This is a genomic window from Mesorhizobium sp. M7A.F.Ca.MR.362.00.0.0 (assembly GCF_004023175.1).
Classification (GTDB): Bacteria; Pseudomonadota; Alphaproteobacteria; order Rhizobiales; family Rhizobiaceae; genus Mesorhizobium.
Genome location: NZ_RZTF01000061.1, coordinates 1 through 23,105, shown reverse-complemented (window position 1 = coordinate 23,105; position 23,105 = coordinate 1). Strand labels below are relative to the sequence as shown.

The following is a 23,105-nucleotide window of genomic DNA, read 5'->3' as shown; positions in this document are numbered from 1 at the left end:
GCCGGAGCCGGGGCGGCAGGTGCGGCACCCTCAGCCGGCTTTGCCGGAGCGGCTGCATCGGCGGGCGCGCCTGCATCGGCGGCGGCACCCGGCGCCGGCAGCGGCTTGGGATTGTCGGACAGCGTGCGCAGATAGGCGATGACGTTGGCGCGATCCTCGTCCTTGGGCAGGCCGGCGAAGCCCATCGCGGTGCCCTTCACGAGTTTCTTCGGCGAAGTGATGAAGTGGTTGAGGTTGTCGTACGTCCACTTCTCGGCGCCGCCCTTGGAGAATTCCTTCATGCCGGCCGAATAGGCAAAGCCTTCATGCTCGGCAACGGGGCGGTCGATGAGGTCCCACAGGTCCGGGCCGACCTTGTTGGGGCCGCCCTTTTCGCCGGAATGGCAGGCTTGGCACTTCTTGAAGACGGCAGCACCTTGCTCGACATTGGCGGTCGCCAGCAGTTCGGCGATCGGCTTGGCTGCGGCGGCAGGCGCGGCCGGACCGCCTTCGGCGGGCTCGGCGGCCTCGATGGCGAAACCGGGCTTTTCCGGCGCCGGCGAGGCAAACAGCGCGTCCGACACAATGCCGACCGAGAAGACGACGAAAACGGTTCCGAGCAATCCGGCGAGCAGTTTGTTGACTTCGTTGGAATCCATACGCCCCTTGCTCCCTTTTCCGGCGGACAGAACCGTCCACTCCGTCCGTCGGTATCGTGACCCGTCCTGCCAGGGCGGTCAAATCGGGCGGAAACTAGGTCTTTTGCTGCGGCGTTGCAACACCTATAAGGGCGCTTCCAGTGAGACCTTTTGCCACTTTCCCTGTCCTCTTTCGAGACGCCTTGCACCCGAAATGTCCACGCTGATCCTGATCCCGGCCCGCATGGCTTCGACCCGCCTGCCGGGCAAGCCTCTGGCCGACATCGCAGGCGCCCCGATGATCGTCCATGTCGCCCGCCGTGCCGCCGAAGCCGGCCTTGGACGGGTGGTGGTGGCGACCGACACGCAAAGCGTGGCGCAGGCGGTGCGCGCGCACGGTTTCGAGGCCGTGATGACGCGCATGGATCACGAATCCGGCTCCGACCGGATCCACGAGGCGCTGATCGCGCTGGACCCCGGGCGCAAGGTCGAAACCATCGTCAATGTACAAGGCGACCTGCCGACGATCGATCCCCAGATCATCGCCGCGTCGCTCAGGCCTTTCGAGGACAGTGCGGTGGACATCGCCACGCTCGGCGTCGAGATCGTCCGTGACGAGGAAAAGACCAATCCCAATGTCGTCAAGATCGTCGGCTCGCCGCTTTCCGGCACCAGGCTGAGGGCGCTCTATTTCACCCGCGCCACGGCGCCTTGGGGCGAGGGGCCGCTCTACCATCATGTCGGCCTCTACGCCTATCGCCGCGAAGCACTCGAGCGTTTCGTCGCGCTGAAGCCGTCGCCGCTCGAACGGCGCGAGCGGCTGGAACAGTTGCGGGCGCTGGAAGCCGGCATGCGCATCGACGCCGAGATCGTCCAGTCGCTGCCGCTCGGCGTCGACACGCCGGAAGACCTCGAACGCGCCAGACAGATCCTTTCAACCTGAGATATCGGCATGCCTGAAAAGACCAACAGAATATCCTTCCAAGGCGAGCCGGGCGCCAATTCCGACACCGCCAGCCGCAACATGTTCCCTTCGATGGAGCCGTTGCCATGCCCGACTTTCGAGGATGCCCTCAACGCGGTCGAGACCAACAAGGCCGACCTCGCCATGATCCCGATCGAGAACACCATTGCCGGGCGCGTCGCCGATATCCATCATCTCTTGCCGGAATCGAAGCTGCACATCATCGGCGAATATTTCCTGCCGATCCATTTCCAGCTGATGGTGCTGCCGGGCGTCAGGCGCGACGAGATCAAGACGGTGCACAGCCATATCCACGCGCTTGGCCAGTGCCGCAAATACATCCGCAAGAACGGCTGGAAGGCGATCGTCGCCGGCGACACGGCCGGCGCCGCCAAGATGGTCTCCGAGGTCAAGGACCGCACCATGGCGGCGCTGTCGCCCGCACTGGCAGCGACCCTCTACGGGCTCGATATCATCGAGCAAAACGTCGAGGACACCGACTCAAACGTCACCCGCTTTGTCGTCCTGACCAAGAACAAGCAATGGGCCGAGCGCCCGTCGCCTGACGTCAAGATGATGACGACTTTCATCTTCCGCGTCCGCAACGTGCCGGCCGCGCTCTACAAGGCGATGGGCGGCTTCGCCACCAACGGCATCAACATGACCAAGCTGGAGAGCTACCAGCTGGGCGCTTTCACGGCGACGCTGTTCTACGCCGACATCGAGGGCCATCCCGACGACCCGCTGGTCAAGCTGGCGCTGGACGAGCTTCGTTTCTTCTCGCGCGAAGTGCGGATTCTGGGCGTCTATCCGGCCAGTGAGTCGCGTGAGCAGTGGAAGGTGGCGGACTGATCGCTACTGGGCATGATCCTTTCCAAAAACCGGTTCCACTTTTCGGGACCATGCCCTAAATCACCGCGCCCAGCGGCACATAGTCGATCTCCATGAAGGTCTCGACCTCCGGCACCCAGCGGTCGCGCACGAAGGCGACATGGTCGGGATGGTCGTTGTACCTGGTGTAGGCGGCCTGGTCGGCGAACTCCATCGAGAAGCCGAAACGATAGTCGTTCTTGGGGCTGATCTGCCGCAATTGCTCGAAATGCGTGACGCCCCTGATCGCGGTGAGGATTTTCTTGGCGTCGACCAGGAACCGCTTTTCCTCCAGCGAATGCGGCGGATGCTTCAGCGTGAAAACGACGGTGTGACGGATCATGTCCTGCTCCTGCAATGTCTTTGAATAATCGCTGCCATCATTGTGAATCGACCCAGGCGCGGATGAGGTGATGCGCAATGGCGCCTTTCGGCGGCGTGACCAGATTGTCCTTGTGCGTCCTTTCCAGCATCAGGCGCACCTCGTCGCGAAAAAACCAGCGGCAGTCCTCAAGCTCGTTGAGGTCGGCCTGGATATCGTCATTGAGCGGCTCGCCGAAGCAGCCGATCATCAGCGAATAGGGAAACGGCCAGGGCTGGCTGGCGTGGTAGACGACGCGGCCAAGCCTGATGCCGGCCTCTTCCAGCGTCTCGCGACGCACCGCCGCCTCGATCGTCTCGCCCGGCTCGATGAAGCCGGCAAGGGCCGAATACATGCCCGGCGCGAAATGCCGGCCGCGCCCGAGCAGGCACTTCTCCCGCGTCGCCGTCAGCATGATCGCCACCGGGTCGGTGCGCGGAAAATGCTCGGTGCCGCAATTCGGGCAATGGCGCTTGTAGCCGCCGGCCCGCATCTGCGATTCCGTGCCGCATTTGCTGCAGAAGCGATGGCTGGCATGCCAGGCAAGCAGGGCCGCCCCTTGCGCCATCGCGCCGGCCGCCGCTTCGTCGATCAGCCCTTGCATGTAGACCGAGCGGTAGTCGATGGCCTTGACTGTTTCCGGAAGCTGTTCGGGTTCGACGCCGGCGGGCACGGCCAGCACCGGTCCTCGTTCGGAAAAGCCGAGCAGGATGCCTTGCGCCAGGGAAACCTTGAAGGGCTCGCTCTCGGTGGCGCCAAACCAGGGGTCGAGAGCGCCGCCATCGCCGAGCTTCAGATAGAGCCGGCCGCCATGCATCAGAAGCAGCCGCGTCGCCGGGTCGGCCAGCGCCTTGTCGACCGAATCGTCGGCGCGGTTCTCGGACTGCCGGTCGATCGTGTTGCCGGCGAAGCCGACGAACTGGCTCGGCTCGCGCAAAGGCGCGTCAAACAGGCGGAAGCTCATGGGGACTCTGGAATGTTGAGGGATGGACACTGGGAACGCTTATAGCGCCGCCTTGATCGTTTCGGCAAACCGTCGCAGGTCGGAACGTTGATAGGGCTCACGCAGGCCATGTCCCCACACCGGGCCTGGCCAGCCGGGATCGCCTTCCGAACGCGCGATGACATGGATGTGCAGCTGGCGCACGATGTTGCCGAGCGCGCCGGTGTTGATCTTGGTGCAGCCGGTCGCCTTCTTCAGCGCCTGCGCCACCATGTTGGTCTCGAAGGTCAGCATCGCCTGGTCAAGCGGCGTCATGTCATGGATTTCCTCCGCGCCGGGCCGCTGCGGCACCAGCAGCAGCCACGGCCAGCGGCGGTCGTTCATCACCCGCAGTTCGCACAGCCCAAGCCACATCAACTGTTCGCTGTCCGCCTCCAGCCGTGCGTCCAGCGTGAATCCGGCCTCCAGGCCCGGCAGCATCGGCGTTTCCCTTGCTTTTCTTGGTTTGCTCAACACATGAAGGCTAGAGCGGCGGCAAGGGGGCTGCAAGTGAATCATTGCGCCCTCACGGTTTGGTGCGCCGATTCGACATTTAACGATTTCTTCGGCGGACTTGCATTTCGTCGCGCAATTGCCGATATGGAAAGCGGGAGGTTGGTGGTGGACGATCCACTCGCCAACCGGGTCAGGTCCGGAAGGAAGCAGCCCTAACGAGCCCGGAACGGGTCATTGTTCCAGCCTCCCACCTCATCGGCCCCTCTCGCGACATTGACGACGCATTGCAGCGCGGGCGAGACTATGCGCAGGAATCGGCCGCCTTCGGGCGCGGCCATTTGGAGCTTTCGGGCGAATGAGCGAAGCCGGAAATTCGGGACCAAAAAGCCTGGAGATAGGCAAGGCCGCCGCCTATCGCGTGCTGGCACGCAAATACCGTCCTTCGAATTTTTCCGAGCTGGTCGGCCAGGAGCCGATGGTGCGTACCCTCACCAATGCCTTTGCCACCGGCCGCATCGCCCAGGCCTGGATGCTGACCGGCGTGCGCGGCGTCGGCAAGACCACGACGGCGCGCATACTCGCGCGGGCCCTGAACTACAAAACTCCGACGATCGACCAGCCTTCGGTCGACCTCGCCGTCCTCGGCGAACATTGCCAGGCGATCATGGAAGGCCGCCATGTCGACGTCATCGAGATGGACGCCGCCTCGCACACCGGCATCGACGACATCAGGGATATCATCGAGCGCGTGCGTTATGCGCCGGTCTCGGCCCGCTACAAGGTCTACATCATCGACGAAGTGCACATGCTGTCGACGCAGGCCTTCAACGGCCTGCTGAAGACGCTGGAAGAGCCGCCGCCGCACGTCAAATTCATCTTCGCCACCACCGAAATCCGCAAGGTCCCGATCACCGTCCTGTCGCGCTGCCAGCGCTTCGACCTGAGGCGCATCGACGCCGGCGCTCTGGTCGCGCATCTGTCTTCGATCTCGGCCCAGGAAGGCATTTCGGTCGACGACGACGCGCTGGCGATGATCGCGCGCGCCGCCGAGGGCTCGGCCCGTGATTCGCTCTCCATCCTCGACCAGGCGATTGCCCATGGCGCCGGCACTGTCGGTGCCGCGGCTGTGCGGGCGATGCTGGGACTTGCCGACCGCGCCCGCATCGTCGACCTGTTCGAACATGTGATGAAGGGCGATGTGGCGGCAGCCCTTGGCGAATTCCGCGCGCAATACGATACCGGCGCCGATCCGGCAGCCGTGCTGACCGATCTTGCCGAATTCAACCATCTCGTCACCCGGCTGCGTTTCGTGCCGACGGCCATCGAGGATGCCTCGCTATCCGAGGACGAGCGGCAGCGCGGTGCCGATTTCGCCAGGACGCTGTCGGTCAGGGTGCTGTCGCGGACATGGCAGATGCTGCTCAAGGGCATTCCCGAAGTGCAGTCCTCCAACCGGCCGGTCAGTGCCGCCGAAATGGTGCTGATCCGGCTGGCGCACGCCGCCGACCTGCCGACGCTGGACGAGGCGCTGAGATCGCTCGAGGGCGCTGCGCCTATGCAAAATGGCGCGCCGCGCCCGAACGGGGCGCCTGCAGGGGGAGGCAATGGCGCCAGCGCGGTGGCGCAGACGCGCATGCCCGCCGGTCCGGGCGGCGCGCAGACCATGCGGCTGGTCGAAGCCTCGCCTGCTCCAGTTGCCTATGTCGCTCCGCCGGGGCCGGTCATGGAGACGCAATCGGCGCCGCTGAAATCGCTGGCCGACATCATTGCCCTGGCCGATGCGCAGCGCGACATCGCCTTCAAGGTGCTGGTCAAGAGCTGCATCCGGTTTGTGCGCATCGAGCCTGGCCGCATCGACGTCGGCCTGACCAGCGATGCGCCCAAGATGCTGCTCAACGACCTGACGACGAAGCTTCGCGCCTGGACCGGCCGCAACTGGCTGGTCTCGCTGTCGAAGGAAGAGGGCGGCCAGACGCTCGCCGAAATGGAATCGGCCAAACGCGAGACGGCTTTTCTCGATGCCAAGAGCGACCCGACCGTGGCCGCCATCCTGGCGCGCTTTCCCGGCGCCAAGATCATCGACGTGCGCATTCCAGACGCGCCGGAAGTCGAAACGACCGAGGCCGAAGTGCCGGTCGAGCCGCCGGCTGACGACGATGAACCCTGATCCAGCCACGAATCCGCAAAGGACCCGACCATGAAAGATCTTCTCGGCCTGATGGGCAAGGCGAAGGAAATGCAGGCCAAGTTCCAGGCCATGCAGGACGAGATCGCCACGCTGGAAGCGTCCGGCCAGGCCGGCGGCGGCCTGGTCAATGTGACGCTGACCGGAAAATTCGAGATGAAGTCGTTGAAGATCGATCCGTCTCTGTTCAAGGAAGACGATGTCGAGATCCTGGAAGACCTGGTGCTGGCCGCTCATAACGACGCCAAGACCAAGGTCGAGCAGATCATGCAGGAAAAGACCAAGGCGCTGACAGCAGGCCTGCCGATCCCGCCGGGAATGAAACTGCCTTTCTAGCATTCGGCGCGCCTGATCGACATGACCGAAGAGCCCTCCGAAAGACTGATCGAGCAGCGTATCCGCAACAGGATCTACGAGATCCTGGAAATCCTGGCCGATTGTGACGACGGCGTCGATCTCGTCGGCATCAAGGGCTATTTCTATCTGTTCGAGGATTTCGTCCATCGCCAATCGATCGAAGCCGGCACATCGGCGCTTTCAAAGGACGAGCGCGCGATCGTGCTTGAGATCGCCGAATTCCTGGAGGCGGCAAGCGAGACGAATCCGGACTTCACCAAGGCCGAGTTCATAGACAGCGACTGGCCGGGAAAGATCGCGCCGACGGCCAGGGAGGCGCGGACGCTGTTCCTCCGGCGCGGCCTGTTTTCGGAGAAGGTCGAGGAACTTGAGCCTGGCCAGCCGGCGGTGATTGCGGCCGGGCGATAGACCGGTTCCAGAAAAATGACAGCGTTTGCCCGGGAAAAGCGCGTAGTGCTTTCCCTTGGGGCAATTGCGGCGAAACAAAGAGAGAAGGGTCATCGCTTTTGTGAAATGATGGCTCGATCTATCTGGAAAGCCACGAAATTGTGCCAATTTGGCAACAGTGCGTTGTTAATAACGTTTTGGCCATCATTTTGCCCGAAAGTGTCTCATTCTTGCCGCAGCCTGGGGGCGGGCACGAAGTGAGAGGGTTACCTGTTGATTTCCACGCGATGGAAGACGCCGCTGTTGCTCGGCGCCGTCATTTCACCCCTGTTTTTGGCTGCCTGCAGCCAGACCACTTCACACGGCATGTCCGTCGCCAGCCTGACCGACGCCATCACGCCGGGTTTCCTGAGCTCCCGGGCCTACAGCCACACGCCGAAGGACAAGGAATGCCTGGAACGGGCGATGTTCTTTGAATCCAACCGCTCGAGCCGCGACGGCATGATCGCGGTCGGCACGGTGGTGATGAACCGGCTGCGCTCCGGCAACCATGGCAGCACCATCTGCGAAGTGGTGGGCGAGCGCGGGCAGTTTGCCCCCGGCGTCATGACAAGGCCGATGAATTCGCGCGCAATGCCCGATGTCGAGGAAGCCGCCGACGCGGTGCTGAAGGGCGAGCGCAAGTCCAAGCTCAAGAACACCATGTTTTTCCACACCGCCGGCCTGCGCTTCCCCTACAAGAACATGCATTACACCATGGTTGCCGGCGGCAATGCCTTCTATGAGAAGCGCGGCCGCAACTGGCAGCCGCTGCCGGATGAGCCGCAGGTCGCCATTGCCTCGGCGGCGCCGCAGAAGTCAGCCGAACCGGTAACGCTGGTCGCGTCCGCCGAGCCGGTGCGTCCGGCCAAGCCGGCCACCGTCCGGTCCGTCCCTGCCCAGCAGACCTATGTGACAGCGGCCGCCGCGCCGGCCGCGAAATCCGCGCGTGTCTCGGCGGAGCCGACGGTGGTGGCGATGCAGGAGCCGATGGAGGAACCGGATGCCGCCCGTTTTGGCGGAACCTTGAACGCAAGGACAAGGGTCATCTCCTCGGTCGAGGACGCCCCGCAAGAGGCGTCGATGGGATTCCAGTCGACACCTGAGAACACCGATGCCGTCGGCGCGATGATTGTCAGCCAGGGCCGGCCGCTCGAAGCCAACTGATCTGCGTTCTATGGTCTGTCCAATGGTCCGCCAAGCCGATATGGCGGGTTCATGCGGATGCGGGATGTTCCAAAGCGCTCTGAAAAATCCTGGAGCGGTTCACCGTTTCGCGGAAACGGTGAACCGCTCCAGCTTTTCGTTTTGACGCAATTCCCAAGGGAAGCGCTTCGCGCTTTTCCCGGGAAAACCGCTTCGCACTTTTCCTGGAATTGCTCTAAATCAAAGCGATGTCGAAGCGAATCGCCGGTCCCGAGATCGAACGCCTGATCCAACTCCTGGCCAAGGTGCCGGGGCTGGGACCCCGTTCGGCCAGGCGTGCCGCCCTTCATCTGATCAAGAAGAAGGAGCAGCTTTTGTCGCCGCTTGCCGCCGCCATGGCCGAGGCGGCCGACAAAGTGCGCATCTGCTCGACCTGCGGCAATGTCGACACATCGGACCCTTGCATGATCTGCACCGATCCGCGCCGTGATGCCGGCACCATCATCGTCGTCGAGGACGTCTCCGACCTGTGGGCGCTGGAGCGCGCGGCGGCGATGAATGTGCGCTACCACGTTCTCGGCGGCACATTGTCGCCGCTCGACGGCATCGGCCCCGACCAGCTCAACATGCGCTCGCTGGTCGACCGCGTTGCCGGTGGCGAGGTCAAGGAGATCATCCTCGCCGTCAATGCGACGGTGGAGGGCCAGACGACCGCGCATTACCTCACCGATCAGCTGTCCGGCTTCGACATCAAGGTGACACGGCTCGCGCATGGCGTGCCGGTCGGCGGCGAACTCGACTATCTCGACGAGGGCACGCTGGCCGCGGCGCTACGCTCGCGGACGGCGTTTTGACGCAATTGGCGGGGATGCTTGCTTAGATGACTGCCACGGAACGCAACCTTCGCAATCTCATCTCTGCACTTCTTCTGGCCGCGCTAGCCAGTCTCTTCCTTTCCACCCCCGCCTCCGCCGCAAAGATCGACGACCAGTTCCGCGCCTGGCTGCAGAACGACCTCTGGCCGCAGGCCAAGTCACAAGGCATTTCCAAAACCACCTTTGATGCCGCCTTCGACGGCATCAAGCCCAATCTGAAGCTGCCCGACCTGGTCAAGCCCGGCGAGAAGGCGACCACGCCGCGGAAACAGCACCAGGCCTATTTCGCCGAGAAGACGGTTCGCGCGGTGACGGCGGGCGGGCGGGCGCGCGAAGCCACCAATGCCAGGACACTTGCCGCCATCGAAAGGCGCTATGGTGTGCCGGGCGAAGTGCTGCTGGCGATCTGGGGCCGCGAGACCGGATTCGGCGCGGCGAAGATACCCTACGACGCCTTCGAGGTGCTGGGCACCAAGGCGTTCATGTCGACCAGAAAGGACTTCTTCCGCACTGAACTGCTTGCGGCACTCGAGATCGTCGAGCGTGGTCTGGCTCCTGTCGGCGCGATGAAATCGTCCTGGGCCGGCGCGCTCGGCCAGCCGCAATTCATGCCGACCTCGTTCCTGAAACATGCCGTCGATTTCGACGGCGACGGCCGCGTCGACATCTGGAAGTCGACGCCGGACGTGCTGGCCTCGATCGCCAATTATCTCGTCCACTATGGCTGGGTAAAGGGCCGTGGCTGGGGTTTCGAGGTGACGGTGCCGGAAAGCGTTTCCTGTTCGCTGGAAGGCCCGGACCAGGGCAAGAAAATCTCGCAATGGGCTGATATGGGCATCAAGCGCGTCGGCGGAAAACCGTTTCCGGCGAGTGAGTTGAAGGCCGAAGGCTTCCTGCTGATGCCGGCAGGGCGCAGCGGCCCGGCCTTTGTCGCCACGCCCAATTTCTACGTGCTGAAGCAATATAACACCAGCGACCTCTACGCGCTGTTCATCGGCCACGGCGCCGATCGCATCGCCCATGGTGACGCGAATTTTGCCGGCAGCTGGGGCGCGGTTGGCGGGCTCCACCGTTCGGACATCGCGGCCCTGCAGCGGGCGCTGGAAGCCAAGGGCTATGATGTCGGCAGCGCCGATGGCCTGCCCGGCTTCAAGACCCGCCGTTCGATCGGCACATGGCAAGCCAAGAACGGCCGCGCCGCCACCTGCTTTCCTGACGCCGACCTGGTCGCGGCGCTGAAGTAGCCGCGACATTCGCCAGATTTTCCCCGATCGGCAGCCTCGACTGGCTGGCCTGTGCGTCGGCATCCCACCGGCCTTTCTGGCCCATCGAGCCATCGTATAAATGCTCGTTGCCCGCCACGAGGCCGCCGGATATGGTGTTGACCAAGTGGACAAAAACCGCAACGGTGAGAGATCAGTGGAGCCTTCTCCAGGCCCGAAAAGAATTGCACAAGCCTGAGCCGGGAACTCAGGTCAACAAACAACAAAACAGGGAACAATCACGATGATGATGGAAAAGTTTGCTCTACGCTCTCGCTTCCTGCTGGCGGGTGCGGCTATGTCCGCGCTGCTTCTGGCCGGCGCGCCCGCCGGTGCGGTCACGCCCGCCGACACGCTGGTCGAAGGTTTCGCGATCGACGACATCATCTCCATGGATCCGGGCGAGGCGTTCGAGCTGTCGACCGCCGAGGTCACCGGCAACACCTATGATCTGCTTGTCCGTCTCGACCTCAGCGACACCTCCAAGGTCAAGGGCGACCTTGCCGAAAGCTGGACCGTCTCCGATGACGGCCTGACCTACACGTTCAAGCTCAAGCCCGGCCTGAAATTCGCCTCGGGCAATCCGATCACCGCAGCCGATGTCGCCTGGTCGTTCGAGCGCGTTATCAAGCTGGACAAGAGCCCGGCCTTCATCATCGGCCAGTTCGGCATCAGCGGCGACAACGTCGCCGAGAAGGCCAAGGCGGTCGACGACAGCACTTTCCAGTTCACTGTCGACAAGGCCTATGCGCCAAGCTTCGTGCTGAACTGCCTGTCGGCCACGGTTGCGTCGGTCGTCGACGCCAAGCTGGTCAAGGAGCATATCGCGGCCGTGACCCCCAGTGCCGACTACAAATGGGACAATGACTTCGGCAATGCCTGGCTGAAAACCGGCTATGCCGGTTCGGGCGCCTACAAGCTGCGTGAATGGCGCGCCAACGAAGCCGTCGTCATGGAGCGCAACGACAACTACCATGGCGAGAAGGCCAAACTCGCCCGCGTCATCTACCGCAACATGAAGGAAAGCTCGGGCCAGCGTCTGGCGCTGGAGGCCGGCGACATCGACGTTGCCCGCAATCTCGAGCCGAACGACCTCGACGCCATAGCCAAGAACGCCGACCTCACCACCACCAGCGCGCCGAAGGGCACGGTCTATTACATCAGCCTCAACCAGAAGAATGCCAACCTTGCCAAGCCCGAGGTGCGCCAGGCGTTCAAATATCTGGTCGACTATGATGCGCTGAGCTCGACGATCCTCAAGGGCATCGGCGAAATCCACCAGACCTTCCTGCCCAAGGGCGTGCTCGGGGAACTCGACGAGAATCCGTTCAAGCTCGACGTCGCCAAGGCCAAGGAATTGCTGGCCAAGGCCGGCCTGCCCGACGGCTTCAGCGTAACCATGGACGTACGCACCGGCCAGCCGACGACCGGCATGGCGGAATCGATCCAGCAGACGCTTGGCCAGGCGGGCATCAAGCTCGAGATCATCCCGGGCGACGGCAAGCAGACGCTGACCAAATACCGCGCCCGCAACCACGACATCTATATCGGCCAGTGGGGCCAGGATTATTTCGACCCGAATTCCAACGCCCAGACCTTTGCCTCTAACCCGGACAATTCGGATGCGGGCAAGTCCAAGACGCTTGCCTGGCGCAACGCCTGGGACATTCCGGACCTGACCAAGGAGACGGAAGCAGCACTGCTCGAGAAGGACGCCGGTAAACGCGCTGACATGTACAAGGATCTGCAGAAGAAGATCCTCGACACCAGCCCCTTCGTCGTCATCCACCAGCAGTTGGAAGTGGCCGGCCTGCGCAAGAACCTCAAGGGCTTTGCGCTCGGCCCGAGCTTCGACAGCAATTTCGTCGGACCGGTGTCCAAGGAATAATGCTCGCGGACACGCCGCATGAGCGCGGTTGAAAAAGAAATGGCGGCGGGGCGCGGCAGCGCCCGCGCCGTCGCTATCGCATCATCGCTTGGCCGTTTCCTGGTCATTGCGATCACGACCTATCTTGGTCTGCTCGCGGTCACCTTCTTCATCGGCCGCGTCATTCCGATCGACCCGGTGCTGGCGGTGCTCGGCGACCGGGCGCCGGCCAATGTCGTCGAGCGCACGCGCCGCGAGATGGGCCTCGATCTGCCGTTGATCGAGCAATTCTACATCTATGTGAAGAATGCGCTGAACGGCAATTTCGGCGTCTCCGTGCTGACCACCAATCCGGTCATGACCGACATTCGCCGGGCGCTTCCGGCAACGACGGAACTTGCGACGCTCGGAACGCTGATCGGCGCGTTGTTCGGCGTGCCGCTCGGCGTGCTGGCGGCGGTCAAGCGCGGCAGCCTCATCGACCAGATCGTGCGCGTCATCGGCCTGATCGGCTATTCCGTGCCGATCTTCTGGCTGGGGTTGCTGGGGCTGGTGCTGTTTTACGCCAAGCTGCAATGGGTTGCCTTCCCGGCGCGGCTCGACGTCGTCTACGAATACACTTTTACGCCGATCACGGGCTTCTATCTCCTCGACTCCGCGATGCAGGGGCAGTGGGACGTTTTTTACGACGCCTTCCGCCACATCATCCTGCCGGCCTCGCTGCTCGGCTACTTCTCGCTCGCCTATATCAGCCGCATGACGCGTTCGTTCATGCTCAACGAACTGTCCCAGGAATACATCGTCGCGGCGCGCGCCAAGGGCCTGTCGGAAACCCGCATCATCTGGGGCCACGCGCTGCGCAATGCGGCGGTGCCGATGGTGACGGTGATCGCGCTCTCCTATGCCGGGCTGCTCGAAGGCTCGGTGCTCACCGAAACCGTGTTCTCGTGGCCGGGCATCGGCCTTTACATCACCAATTCGCTGCAGAACGCCGACATGAATGCGGTGCTCGGCGGCACCATAGTCATCGGCTCGGTGTTCATCGCCATCAATCTCCTCTCCGACCTGCTGTATCGGGTGCTCGATCCGAGGACGAAGTCCGCATGAGCGCTGACACTATCCAGAGTCGTCGCGACTGGCTGCTCAGCGAGCGGCCGGCCTCGCGCATGCAGGCAAGGCTCGGCCGCGCCTATGTGGCGTGGCGGCGCTTTTCCGCCAACCGGCTGGCCTTTCTCGGCCTGCTCATCATCATTGCCTTGCTGGTCGTCGCCGCCCTTGCCGGCGTGCTGGCGCCCTATTCTCCGACGTTCGGCGACCTGAAGAACGCGCGCCTGCTGGCGCCGAGCGCCGAGCATTGGTTCGGCACCGACGATCTCGGCCGCGATATCCTGTCGCGCATCCTCTACGGCTCGCGCTGGACGCTCTATGTGGTCATCCTGGTGGCCATCATCGCGGCACCGATCGGCCTTCTGGTCGGCACGGTGGCCGGCTATGCCGGCGGCTGGACCGATGCCATCCTGATGCGCATCACCGACATCTTCCTCGCCTTTCCCAAGCTGATCCTGGCGCTGGCCTTTGTCGCAGCACTTGGCCCCGGCATCGAGAATGCGGTGCTGGCCATCGCCATCACCTCATGGCCGCCCTACGCCCGTATCGCGCGGGCAGAGACGCTGACGGTGCGCAATTCCGATTACATCAAGGCGGTGCAACTGATGGGCGCCTCGCCCTTCCGCATCGTGCTGCGCCATATCATGCCGCTTTGCATCTCGTCCCTGATCGTCAGGGTGACGCTCGACATGGCCGGCATCATCCTGACCGCCGCCGGGCTCGGTTTCCTCGGACTCGGCGCGCAGCCGCCGCTGCCCGAATGGGGCACGATGATCGCGTCCGGCCGCCGCTTCGTGCTCGATCAATGGTGGGTGGCCGGTGCGCCGGGCTTCGCCATTCTCATCGTCAGCCTCGGCTTCAACCTGCTCGGCGACGGCCTGCGCGACGCGCTCGATCCTCGCAGTGGTGACCAATGAGCAGAGAAACGAAGACGCTTCTCGACGTCGACGACCTGCGCGTCACCTTCCCGACCCGCACCGGGCTGATCGAGGCGGTGCGCGGCGTCTCCTTTTCGCTCGGTCGCGAACGGCTCGGCATTGTCGGCGAGTCCGGCTCGGGAAAATCGCAGACCGGCCGCGCCATCATGGGCCTGACGCCGCCGCAGGCGCGGATATCGGCCAACAAGCTGGCCTTCGACGGCATCGATCTGCTCAGCGTCTCGCCACGCGAACGCCGGAAGCTGCGCGGCAAACGCATCGCCATGATCCTGCAGGACCCGAAATATTCGCTCGACCCGGTGATGAGCATCGGTCGCCAGATCGTCGAGACGCTGCGCACCCATGAAAAGGTCGGCAAGGCGGAGGCACGCGACCGTGCATTGGCCATGCTGGAGGCGGTGCAGATCCGTGATCCCTCTCGCGTCTTCAATTTGCATCCGCATGAAGTTTCGGGTGGCATGGGCCAGCGCGCCATGATCGCCATGATGCTGATCGCCGGGCCGGAAATGATGATCGCCGACGAGCCGACCTCGGCGCTCGACGTCACCGTGCAGCTTGATGTGCTCGGCATTCTCGACCGGCTGGTCAGTGAGCGCGGCATGGGGCTGATCTTCATCTCGCACGATCTGCGCCTGGTCTCGTCCTTCTGCGACCGCGTCATCGTCATGTATGCCGGCAAGGTGGTCGAGCAGCTCAAGGCGTCAGAACTCGGCCAGGCCCAGCACCCCTACACGCGCGGCCTGCTCAATTGCATGCCCAAGATCGGTGCCGACCGCCACCCGCTGCCGGTGCTCGACCGCAAGCCGGAGTGGGCGGCATGACTTCCGCGATTGCCGTCGACAGGCTGGAAGTGATCTTCGACCGTTTCCGCGCACTGAAGGGCGTCAGCCTCGACGTGCAGCCGGGCGAATCCTTCGGCCTGGTCGGTGAATCCGGCTCCGGCAAATCGACGCTGCTGCGGGCCATCGCCGGCCTTGCACCGGTCGCTTCGGGCGGCATCGCCGTCAACGGCAAGACGCTCGGGCCACGCCGCGACAAGGCCTTCTACCGCGAAGTCCAGATGGTCTTCCAGGATCCCTACGGCTCGCTGCACCCACGCCAGACCGTCGACCGCCTGCTGCAGGAGCCGCTTGCCATCCATGGCTTTGCCGACGGCGAAAAGCGCATCCAGCGGGCGCTCGACGAGGTCGGCCTCGGCAACGGTTTTCGGTTCCGCTATTCGCACCAGCTCTCCGGCGGCCAGCGCCAGCGCGTGGCGATTGCGCGTGCACTCATTCTCGAACCATCGATCCTGCTGCTCGACGAGCCGACCTCGGCGCTCGATGCCTCGGTGCAGGCGGAAGTGCTCAACCTGTTGGAAGAGGTACGCAAGCGGCGCAAGCTGACCTTCCTGATGGTCAGCCACGACCTCGCCATCATCACCCATATGTGCGAGCGGCTGATGGTGATGCAAAGCGGCGAGGCGGTGGAGAATCTGGCGGCGGCAGACCTTGTCGAACGCCGCGTAGCCAAGGATTATACGCGCAATCTGTTGCGGGCCAGCGATGGGTTTGTGAGGGCGTAGCTGAATCTCTACGTCGAGTTCTGTGGCGCCTCCTTCTGGCCTGCCGGCCATCTCCCCCACGGGTGGGGAGATTGGCAGTCATCGCGGCCTTCGCCAATCTCCACCGTTGCAGGTCGAGCGCGGCGCTGAAGCCTCCGATCTCCCCCCTTGTGGGGGAGATGTCCGGCAGGACAGAGGGGGGCGCGAAGGAACGCGGCGCTGCTCGCAGCCTGCCCTCAGGCCGTGCCGCCTTCCGGGATGGTAGCATCATCGGCAGGAGCTGTGTTGTCTTGCTCCTGCTTCGGCTCCTTGATCCTGAACCACGTCACATAAAGCGCCGGCAGGAACAGCAACGTAATCGCCGTGCCGGCAATGATGCCGCCCATCATGGCATAGGCCATCGGGCCCCAGAACACTTCACGTGCGATCGGGATCAGCGCCAGGCTGGCGGCGGCCGCCGTCAGCGCGATCGGGCGCATCCTGTGTTCCGTCGCTTCGATGACAGCGGCCCAGCGGTCCTTGCCTTCCCGGACGAGATCCTCGATCTGCACGATCAGGATGACCGAGTTGCGGATCAGGATGCCGATCAGCGCCAGCACGCCCAGGATGGCGACGAAGCCGAGCGGCGCGCCGCTCGGCACAAGGGCCGCCACCACGCCGATCAGGCCGAGTGGCGCCACCGCCACCACCAGGAACAGGCGCTGGAAGCTTTGCAATTGCACCATCAGGATCGTCGCCATGACGAACAGCATCAACGGCACGACGGCGGCGATCGGTCCCTGGCTTTTGCCGCTCTCCTCGACCGAGCCGGCGGTCTCGATTGAATAGCCCGGCGGCAGCTTGGCGGTGAAGGCATCGACCGATGGCTTCAATTCGTTGACGACGGTGGCCGGCAGCACGTCGCCGACCAGTCCGGCGCGCACGGTGATGGTTGGAATGCGGTCGCGTCGCCACACCGTCGGTTGCTCCAGATCGTAGCGGAAGTTGGCGACGGCCGCGAGCGGGATCGCCTCGCCGGTGCTGGTCGGCAATTGCATGTTCTGCAACGTCTCGATCGAGCCGCGTTCGGACCCACGCGAGCGCGCCACGACATTGATCAGATAGGTAGCGTCGCGCACCTGCGTGATGGTGGCGCCGCCGACCGTACTGTTCAGCGCGCTGGCGATGTCGGAAGAGGTGATGCCGAGCTGGCGTGCCTTGTCCTGCAGCACGTCGACCCTCAGCACGCGCTGCGGCTCGTTCCAGTCGAAGGTCGGCGCGGCTAGCTTTGGATTGGCGGAGATGACACCGGCGAATTGCTGCGCCAGTTCGCGCACCGTCTGGATGTTGGGACCGCCGACGCGATACTGCACCGGGCGGCCGACCGGCGGTCCGAGTTCGAGCGGCTTGACGAAGGCGTCGGTGCCGACGAACTCCTCGCGCAGCAGTCTTTCAAGCGCCGGCTTGACCCGGTTGCGGGCCGCGATGCTTTTGGTGACGATGACGGTCTGGCCGAAATAGGGGTTGGCCGGCTGCACGTCATAGGCGAGCACAAAACGCACCGCGCCCTGGCCGATATAGGATGAAAAATGGTCGATGTCGGGATTGCCGACCAGCGCCCGCTGCTCGAACCGCTCCATCTGGTCGCGCGTATCGGCGATCGAGGCATTCTGCGGCAGGTTCCAGTCGACGATCAGCTCCGGCCGGTCCGATGGCGGAAAGAACTGCTGCTGCACCAGGCCGAAGCCGGCGATCGAGCCGGCAAATAAAAGCACGGTGACGATGATGGTCAGCCAGTGATGGCGCACCGAGCCGACAAGCACGCGCCGGAAAAGCGAGGTGAAGCGGCCGGGCTGGTCGTGATGCTTGGTTTTCATCGTCGCCGGCAGGATGGTGACGCCGAGCAGTGGCGCAAACAGCACCGCCACGACCCATGACACCAGCAGCGAAACCGCGATGACGACGAACAGGGTGAAGGTGTATTCGCCGGCGGCACTGTTGTTGAGGCCGATCGGGATGAAGCCGGCAACCGTCACCAGCGTTCCGGTCAGCATCGGAAAGGCGGTCGAGGTGTAGACATAGGTCGCCGCCTTGCGCAGATTGTCGCCGACCTCCAGCCGCGCCACCATCATCTCGACCGCGATCATCGCGTCGTCGACCAGAAGCCCGAGCGAGATGATCAGCGCCCCCAGGGAAATACGCTGCAGCGAAATGCCGAGATAGGCCATGACCGTGAAGGTGATGGCCAGCACCAGCGGGATCGACAGCGCCACGACGAAGCCGGCGCGCATGCCGAGGCTGATGAACGACACGGCGAGCACGATGGCGACCGCCTCGAACAGCGCGCGCGTAAAGCCCGAGACGGCCTCCTCGACGATGACCGGCTGGTCGGCCACCAGATGCACGCCGACACCGACCGGCAGGTCGGCCAGCACCTTGTCCATCTCCTTGTGCAGCGCCTCGCCGAATTCGAGCAGGTTGGCGTTGGGTTTCATGCCGATGGCGAGCCCGATGGCGTCTTGGCCGTTGAAGCGGAACAGTGCCGTAGGCGGATCGACATAGCCGCGCGTGATCGTCGCCACGTCGCTGAGGCGGAAGAAACGGTCATCGACGCGCAGATTGATGGCGCGCAGGCTGTCCTCGGAGGTGAACTGCCCGCCGACACGCACGCTGATGCGCTCCGGCCCGGACTGGATGACGCCGGACGGCGTGATCGCGTTCTGCGCCTGCAGGCTCGCCACGATCGCTTGCTGGTTGAGGCCGAGGGCGGCGATCTGGCGGGTCGAGAATTCGAGATAGATCGCCTCGTCCTGGGCGCCGACCAGGTCGACCTTGCCGGCGTTGGGCACGGTCAGGATTTTTGTTCTGGCGTCCTCGACATAGTCGCGCAACTGGCGCGGCGTCAGCCCGTCCGATGTGAAGGCGTAGATGTTGCCATAGACGTCGCCGAAGCGGTCGTTGAAGAAGGGTCCCTGCACCCCCTGCGGAAACTGCGCCGCGATGTCGTTGACCATGTTGCGCACCTGAATCCAGTTCGGCACGACATCGCGTGCTTTGGTGGTGTCCTTCAGGTTGACGAAGATGACGGTCTGGCCGGCCGTGGTGACGGACTTGGTGTAGTCGAGGCTGTCGAGTTCCTCGAGTTTCTTCTCGATACGGTCGGTCACCTGCTGCACGGTTTCCCTGACCGAGGCGCCCGGCCAGTTGGCCTGGATGATCATCGTCTTGATGGTGAAATTGGGGTCTTCTTCACGGCCGAGATTGAGGTAGGAGAACACGCCAGCCACGACGAAGACCAGCATGAAATACCAGACCATGGAGCGGTGGTTGAGCGCCCAGTCGGAGAGATTGAAGCCTTTCATGAGGCCCCTCCCTCGGGCACTGTCACCTTCTGGCCTTCGCTCAGGCTGTGGACGCCCGCCGTGACAACACGCATGCCGGCCTCCAGCCCCTCGGCCACCGTGAAGGTGCCGCCATTCTTCGACGCGACCTTTATGTCGCGTGCGTTCACGCTGGATGTCTGCGGGTCGACGATCCACACTTTCGCGGAACCGTTCTTTTCGAACAGCGCCGACATGGGCAGTTCGATCGTCAGTGCCACCTTGGTCTCGCGGGTCGCCGTCACCGTCGAGCCGAGCCGGAAGGCCTGTGGCGGATCCGTGAGCGTCAGCTTGACGCGCCGCGTGCGGGTCGAGCCCTCGGATTGCGGTGAGATCTCGCGCAGCTTGGCCCCGGTCTGGATCGTCGGCAGCGACTGCAGGATCACCTGGAAGGGCGTGCCGGCCTCAAGATCACCGGTCAATTGATCGGGAATGTCGACCACCGCCTCGCGCAGGTCCGAACGCGCCACGGTGACGACGGTCTGGCCGGGCGAGACCGTCTGGCCAACTTCGGCGCCGACCGCGGTGACGACACCGTCGAAATCAGAGAACAGCCTGGCATAGCCGAGCTGTTCCTGCGATTTGGCAAGCGAAGCCTTGGCCCGCTCGACACCTGCCTCCGCGGCTTTGCGCGCCTGCTGCGCGGCATCGAAGACAGCTTGCGTGGCGTTGGCCGAGGCGAGCAACTGGCGCTGCCGTTCCTCGCTGGCGGCGGCGTTGGCGAGCTGCGCCTCGGCATTGGACAGTTCCGCCTTGGCCGCCTGGAGGCCCAACTCCAGTGCGGTCGGATCCAGTGCCGCTATCGTCGTGCCCTTGCTGACGATGTCGCCGACCTGGACGTCGCGCGAGACGACCCGGCCAAGCAGGCGGAAGGCCAGGTCGGCGCTGACCTGCGGTTCGACGGATCCGGCAAAACCGAAGATTTGCGTGGTGCGCGGCTCGATCACCATCGACAGCACCGGTCGGACGATCTCGGGCGGCTTTTCCTCCGACTTGGAGCAGGATGCCAGCGCGCCGAGCATGAGCACGCCGAGCAGGATGCGTGGCGTCCGGCTCATTGGCCCGCTCCCGATATCTCGATCGTCTGTCCAGGGCTGAGCAGCTGTCCTCCAGCGGTGACGACGCTCTGGCCCGCGTCCAGCCCCTTGGCGATCACGACCGTGCCCGAATTGAACGCCAGCACTTCGACTGGCGCCATCGTCACTGACTTGGTCGAGGGATCGACGATCCAGACCGCCGGCTTGCCGCCGCTGGACGTCAGCGCCTGCCAGGGCAGCAGGATCGCCTTCGCCGGCTTGGCGCTTACCGTGCCGATGACGGCTGCCCCAAGCGGCATGCCGGCGGGCGTGTCGGGAATGGCGATTTTGACCCGGATCGAGCCCGAAGCCGGGTCGACCGCAGGCGAGATTTCGCGGACCTTGCCCGTCGCCCTGACCTGCGGATCGGACAACAGCGTGATCGTCACCGCAGGCGATGCCGGTGTCTTGGCGATCAGCGTCTCCTGCACGTTGAACACGGCGTCGCGGTCACCGTCCTCGGCGACGGTGAAGACGGTTTGCGCGGCTTGCACCACTTGGCCGGTTTCGACTTGGCGGGCGGTGATCACGCCGGCGGCGCCGGCCTTGAGCTCGGTGAAGGACAGGTTTTGCTGGGCGTTGGAGAAAGCGCTCTGCGCGGCATCGACGCTGCCTTGTGCCACCTTCAGGGCCTGGTCCGCGGCGTCATAATCGCGCCTGGTGGTAAAACCCTGGGCGAGCAGCGTCTTCTGCCGTTCGAAGGCGGCGGCGGACTGGGTCAATTGCGCCTGCGCCGCGTCGAGATCGGCCTGCGCCGAGCGCAAATCGGATTCCTGCTCCTGCGGATCGATCCGGGCGAGCACCGTGCCTTGATCGACATGCTGGCCGACATCGACAAACCGTTCGGCGACGCGACCGCCGACCCGGAACGACAGATTGTTCAGCGTACGCGCCGCGATCACCCCGGTCAGCGAGGTTCTCGGCGCATAGTCGGCCATCGCCACGGTTTCGGTGCGCACCATGACCGGCAATTTCTTGTCCGCCGCCTCCTGCTTCTGGCAGCCGGTTAGCAGAAGAGCCGCCGTGCAAGCGAAAAGCACCGAGGCGATCGGACAAGAAAACAGGCAGGGGGTTTTGACCGACGGCCGCGAGACGGACGATGTCGCGTTCCTGCTCATGGACTCCCCCAGCCCCGTGGGCGGCTCGCGCGGATCGCGAGACCTCGCGGATATCTGGAGGATAGTCGATCCCCGGGAAAAGGAAACCGGTCTCGTACGTGTATCGGGCAACTGGCTAAGCGCCGGGATCCACCCGTCGCAGGCCCAATCGCCTGCCGGTGGTGCCGACTTGAGGAAAACGTGAAATAAGGTCAGAAGACGTCTCAACGGCATCAAACAGGACGGGCGCCGGCCCGGTGAGGGATACGATGAAGAATTCAGCCATTTCCGAACGCAAGAGCCAATCGATTTCCCGCGGCGTCGGCATGACCACGCAGATCTATGCCGACCGGGCTGAAAATTCGGAAATTTGGGATGTCGAGGGGCGTCGCTATATCGATTTCTCGTCGGGCATCGCCGTCGTCAACACCGGGCATCGCCATCCCAGGGTGATCGAGGCGGTCAAGGCACAACTCGACCGCTTCACCCACACCTGCCACCAGGTGGTGCCCTATGAGAGCTATGTGCGCCTGGCCGAACGGCTGAACGGCATGCTGCCCGGCAAGTTCGAGAAGAAGACGATCTTCGTCACCACCGGGGCCGAGGCTGTCGAGAACGCCATCAAGATCGCCCGCAATGCCACCGGCCGTCAGGCGGTCATCGCCTTCGCCGGCGGCTTCCATGGCCGCACCTTCATGGGCATGGCGCTGACCGGCAAGGTCGTGCCCTACAAGGTCGGCTTCGGCGCCATGCCGGGCGACGTCTATCATGCGCCGTTCCCGGTGCCGCTGCACGGTGTCTCGGTCGCCGATTCGCTGGCGGCCCTCGACCGGTTGTTCAAGGCCGATGTCGATCCTGCCCGCGTTGCCGCCATCATCATCGAGCCGGTTCAGGGTGAGGGCGGTTTCTACGACGCGCCGCGTGACTTCCTGGTTGCGCTGCGCAAGCTTTGCGACCAGCACGGCATGCTGCTGATCGCCGACGAAGTGCAGACCGGCTTTGCCCGCACCGGCAAGATGTTTGCGATGGATCACCATGAGGTGGCCGCAGACATCACCACCATGGCCAAGAGCCTGGCCGGCGGTTTTCCCTTGGCCGCGGTCACCGGCCGCGCCGAAATCATGGATGCGCCCGGCCCCGGCGGGCTCGGCGGCACCTATGGCGGCAGCCCGATCGGTGTTGCCGCCGCGCACGCCGTGCTCGACGTGATCGAGGACGAAAACCTGTGCGACCGCGCCAACACGCTGGGCGCAAGGCTGAAGCAGCGGCTGCAGTCGATCCGTGACGACGTGCCCGAGATCGTCGACATCAGAGGCCTCGGCTTCATGAATGCGGTCGAGTTCAACGACGTCAAGAAGGGCCTGCCGTCGGCCGAGATCGCCAATGCGATCCGGTTGAAGGCGCTCGACAAGGGCCTGATCCTGCTGACCTGCGGTGTCTACGGCAACGCCATCCGCTTCCTGGCGCCGATCACCATCCAGGACGAGGTCATGAACGAAGCACTCGACATCCTGGAAAGCTCGATCCGCGAAGTCTGCGCCGCCTGAACTTCTACCCTCCCCTTGTGGGGAGGTCGGGCCGAAGGTCCGGGTGGGGGCTTGGCGCCCACCCCCACCC

21 protein-coding genes and 1 other RNA gene are annotated in these 23,105 nt (G+C 64.0%); 15 read left to right on the top strand and 7 right to left on the bottom strand.

Features of this window, described 5'->3' with window-relative positions; translation table 11 throughout:
* Nucleotides 1-638: cytochrome c family protein (locus tag EOC06_RS11175; RefSeq protein ID WP_164898541.1), on the bottom strand; the 638-nt coding region annotated here is incomplete at its 3' end.
* Between the two features lie 193 nt (nt 639-831).
* Between EOC06_RS11175 and EOC06_RS11170 the strand changes: the two genes are divergently transcribed.
* Together EOC06_RS11170 and EOC06_RS11165 are read left to right on the top strand one after the other, a co-directional pair.
* On the top strand, nt 832-1,560 hold the full coding sequence (locus EOC06_RS11170) for a 3-deoxy-manno-octulosonate cytidylyltransferase (protein ID WP_128307755.1): 729 nt from the start codon (nt 832-834) through the stop codon (nt 1,558-1,560).
* A gap of 9 nt (nt 1,561-1,569) precedes the next feature.
* The gene (locus tag EOC06_RS11165) at nt 1,570-2,433 is read left to right on the top strand and encodes a prephenate dehydratase (protein ID WP_128307754.1); all 864 of its coding nucleotides are present in this window, start codon (nt 1,570-1,572) and stop codon (nt 2,431-2,433) included.
* Nucleotides 2,434-2,488: 55 nt separating this feature from the next.
* On the opposite strand, the gene EOC06_RS11160 is transcribed toward EOC06_RS11165, so the two are convergent.
* Genes EOC06_RS11160 through EOC06_RS11150 form a run of 3 tightly spaced genes read right to left on the bottom strand, consistent with a single transcriptional unit; the run spans nt 2,489 to nt 4,235 of the window.
* Nucleotides 2,489-2,794 (bottom strand): Dabb family protein, encoded by a 306-nt coding sequence (locus tag EOC06_RS11160; RefSeq protein WP_128307753.1) that lies wholly within the window; start codon nt 2,792-2,794, stop codon nt 2,489-2,491.
* A 37-nt stretch (nt 2,795-2,831) separates the two neighbouring features.
* Nucleotides 2,832-3,776: an NAD(+) diphosphatase gene (nudC, locus tag EOC06_RS11155; protein ID WP_027039609.1), complete on the bottom strand. Its 945-nt coding sequence runs from the start codon at nt 3,774-3,776 to the stop codon at nt 2,832-2,834.
* 39 nt (nt 3,777-3,815) lie between these two features.
* Nucleotides 3,816-4,235, bottom strand: a complete 420-nt coding sequence (locus EOC06_RS11150) for an HIT domain-containing protein (protein WP_127256953.1) — start codon at nt 4,233-4,235, stop codon at nt 3,816-3,818.
* 169 nt (nt 4,236-4,404) lie between these two features.
* Between EOC06_RS11150 and ffs the strand changes: the two genes are divergently transcribed.
* The 12 genes from ffs (at nt 4,405) to EOC06_RS11090 (ending at nt 15,977) form a co-directional block, all read left to right on the top strand.
* An RNA gene (gene ffs / locus EOC06_RS11145) (signal recognition particle sRNA small type) lies at nt 4,405-4,501 on the top strand.
* A 104-nt stretch (nt 4,502-4,605) separates the two neighbouring features.
* Nucleotides 4,606-6,417 (top strand): DNA polymerase III subunit gamma/tau, encoded by a 1,812-nt coding sequence (locus EOC06_RS11140; protein ID WP_128307752.1) that lies wholly within the window; start codon nt 4,606-4,608, stop codon nt 6,415-6,417.
* Between the two features lie 30 nt (nt 6,418-6,447).
* Nucleotides 6,448-6,771 (top strand): YbaB/EbfC family nucleoid-associated protein, encoded by a 324-nt coding sequence (locus EOC06_RS11135; RefSeq protein WP_013527931.1) that lies wholly within the window; start codon nt 6,448-6,450, stop codon nt 6,769-6,771.
* 21 nt (nt 6,772-6,792) lie between these two features.
* Entirely contained in the window at nt 6,793-7,200 is a 408-nt protein-coding gene (locus EOC06_RS11130; protein WP_128307751.1) for a hypothetical protein, read from the top strand.
* A 252-nt stretch (nt 7,201-7,452) separates the two neighbouring features.
* Nucleotides 7,453-8,385, top strand: coding sequence for a cell wall hydrolase (locus EOC06_RS11125; protein WP_128307750.1), 933 nt, complete (start codon nt 7,453-7,455; stop codon nt 8,383-8,385).
* Between the two features lie 227 nt (nt 8,386-8,612).
* Entirely contained in the window at nt 8,613-9,218 is a 606-nt protein-coding gene (gene recR, locus EOC06_RS11120) for a recombination mediator RecR (protein WP_027039603.1), read from the top strand.
* A 26-nt stretch (nt 9,219-9,244) separates the two neighbouring features.
* On the top strand, nt 9,245-10,483 hold the full coding sequence (locus tag EOC06_RS11115; RefSeq protein ID WP_128307749.1) for a lytic murein transglycosylase: 1,239 nt from the start codon (nt 9,245-9,247) through the stop codon (nt 10,481-10,483).
* Nucleotides 10,484-10,745: 262 nt separating this feature from the next.
* Nucleotides 10,746-12,389, top strand: coding sequence for an ABC transporter substrate-binding protein (locus EOC06_RS11110; RefSeq protein ID WP_128307748.1), 1,644 nt, complete (start codon nt 10,746-10,748; stop codon nt 12,387-12,389).
* A gap of 18 nt (nt 12,390-12,407) precedes the next feature.
* A complete protein-coding gene (locus EOC06_RS11105) occupies nt 12,408-13,475 on the top strand; it encodes an ABC transporter permease (RefSeq protein ID WP_128307747.1) in 1,068 nt (355 codons plus the stop codon).
* Entirely contained in the window at nt 13,472-14,392 is a 921-nt protein-coding gene (gene nikC, locus EOC06_RS11100) for a nickel transporter permease (protein WP_027039599.1), read from the top strand. The genes EOC06_RS11105 and nikC overlap by 4 nt, the downstream gene beginning before the upstream one ends.
* Nucleotides 14,389-15,234, top strand: a complete 846-nt coding sequence (locus EOC06_RS11095; protein ID WP_128307746.1) for an ABC transporter ATP-binding protein — start codon at nt 14,389-14,391, stop codon at nt 15,232-15,234. Before nikC ends, EOC06_RS11095 begins: the two co-directional genes overlap by 4 nt.
* A complete protein-coding gene (locus EOC06_RS11090) occupies nt 15,231-15,977 on the top strand; it encodes an ABC transporter ATP-binding protein (protein WP_128307745.1) in 747 nt (248 codons plus the stop codon). Before EOC06_RS11095 ends, EOC06_RS11090 begins: the two co-directional genes overlap by 4 nt.
* Before the next feature lie 215 nt (nt 15,978-16,192).
* Here EOC06_RS11090 and EOC06_RS11080 read toward each other — a convergent pair whose 3' ends face one another.
* From EOC06_RS11080 to EOC06_RS11070, 3 genes are read right to left on the bottom strand one after another with little or no spacing between them, the layout of a single operon-like run.
* Nucleotides 16,193-19,297 carry an efflux RND transporter permease subunit gene (locus tag EOC06_RS11080; RefSeq protein WP_128307744.1) on the bottom strand — a complete coding sequence of 1,035 codons (3,105 nt, stop codon included), beginning with the start codon at nt 19,295-19,297 and terminating at the stop codon, nt 16,193-16,195.
* Nucleotides 19,294-20,373, bottom strand: coding sequence for an efflux RND transporter periplasmic adaptor subunit (locus tag EOC06_RS11075; protein ID WP_128307743.1), 1,080 nt, complete (start codon nt 20,371-20,373; stop codon nt 19,294-19,296). The genes EOC06_RS11080 and EOC06_RS11075 overlap by 4 nt, the downstream gene beginning before the upstream one ends.
* Nucleotides 20,370-21,509, bottom strand: a complete 1,140-nt coding sequence (locus EOC06_RS11070; RefSeq protein WP_128307742.1) for an efflux RND transporter periplasmic adaptor subunit — start codon at nt 21,507-21,509, stop codon at nt 20,370-20,372. Before EOC06_RS11070 ends, EOC06_RS11075 begins: the two co-directional genes overlap by 4 nt.
* A gap of 248 nt (nt 21,510-21,757) precedes the next feature.
* Between EOC06_RS11070 and EOC06_RS11065 the strand changes: the two genes are divergently transcribed.
* The gene (locus tag EOC06_RS11065) at nt 21,758-23,035 is read left to right on the top strand and encodes a 4-aminobutyrate--2-oxoglutarate transaminase (RefSeq protein ID WP_128307741.1); all 1,278 of its coding nucleotides are present in this window, start codon (nt 21,758-21,760) and stop codon (nt 23,033-23,035) included.
* The last annotated feature ends 70 nt before the right edge of the window (nt 23,036-23,105 follow it).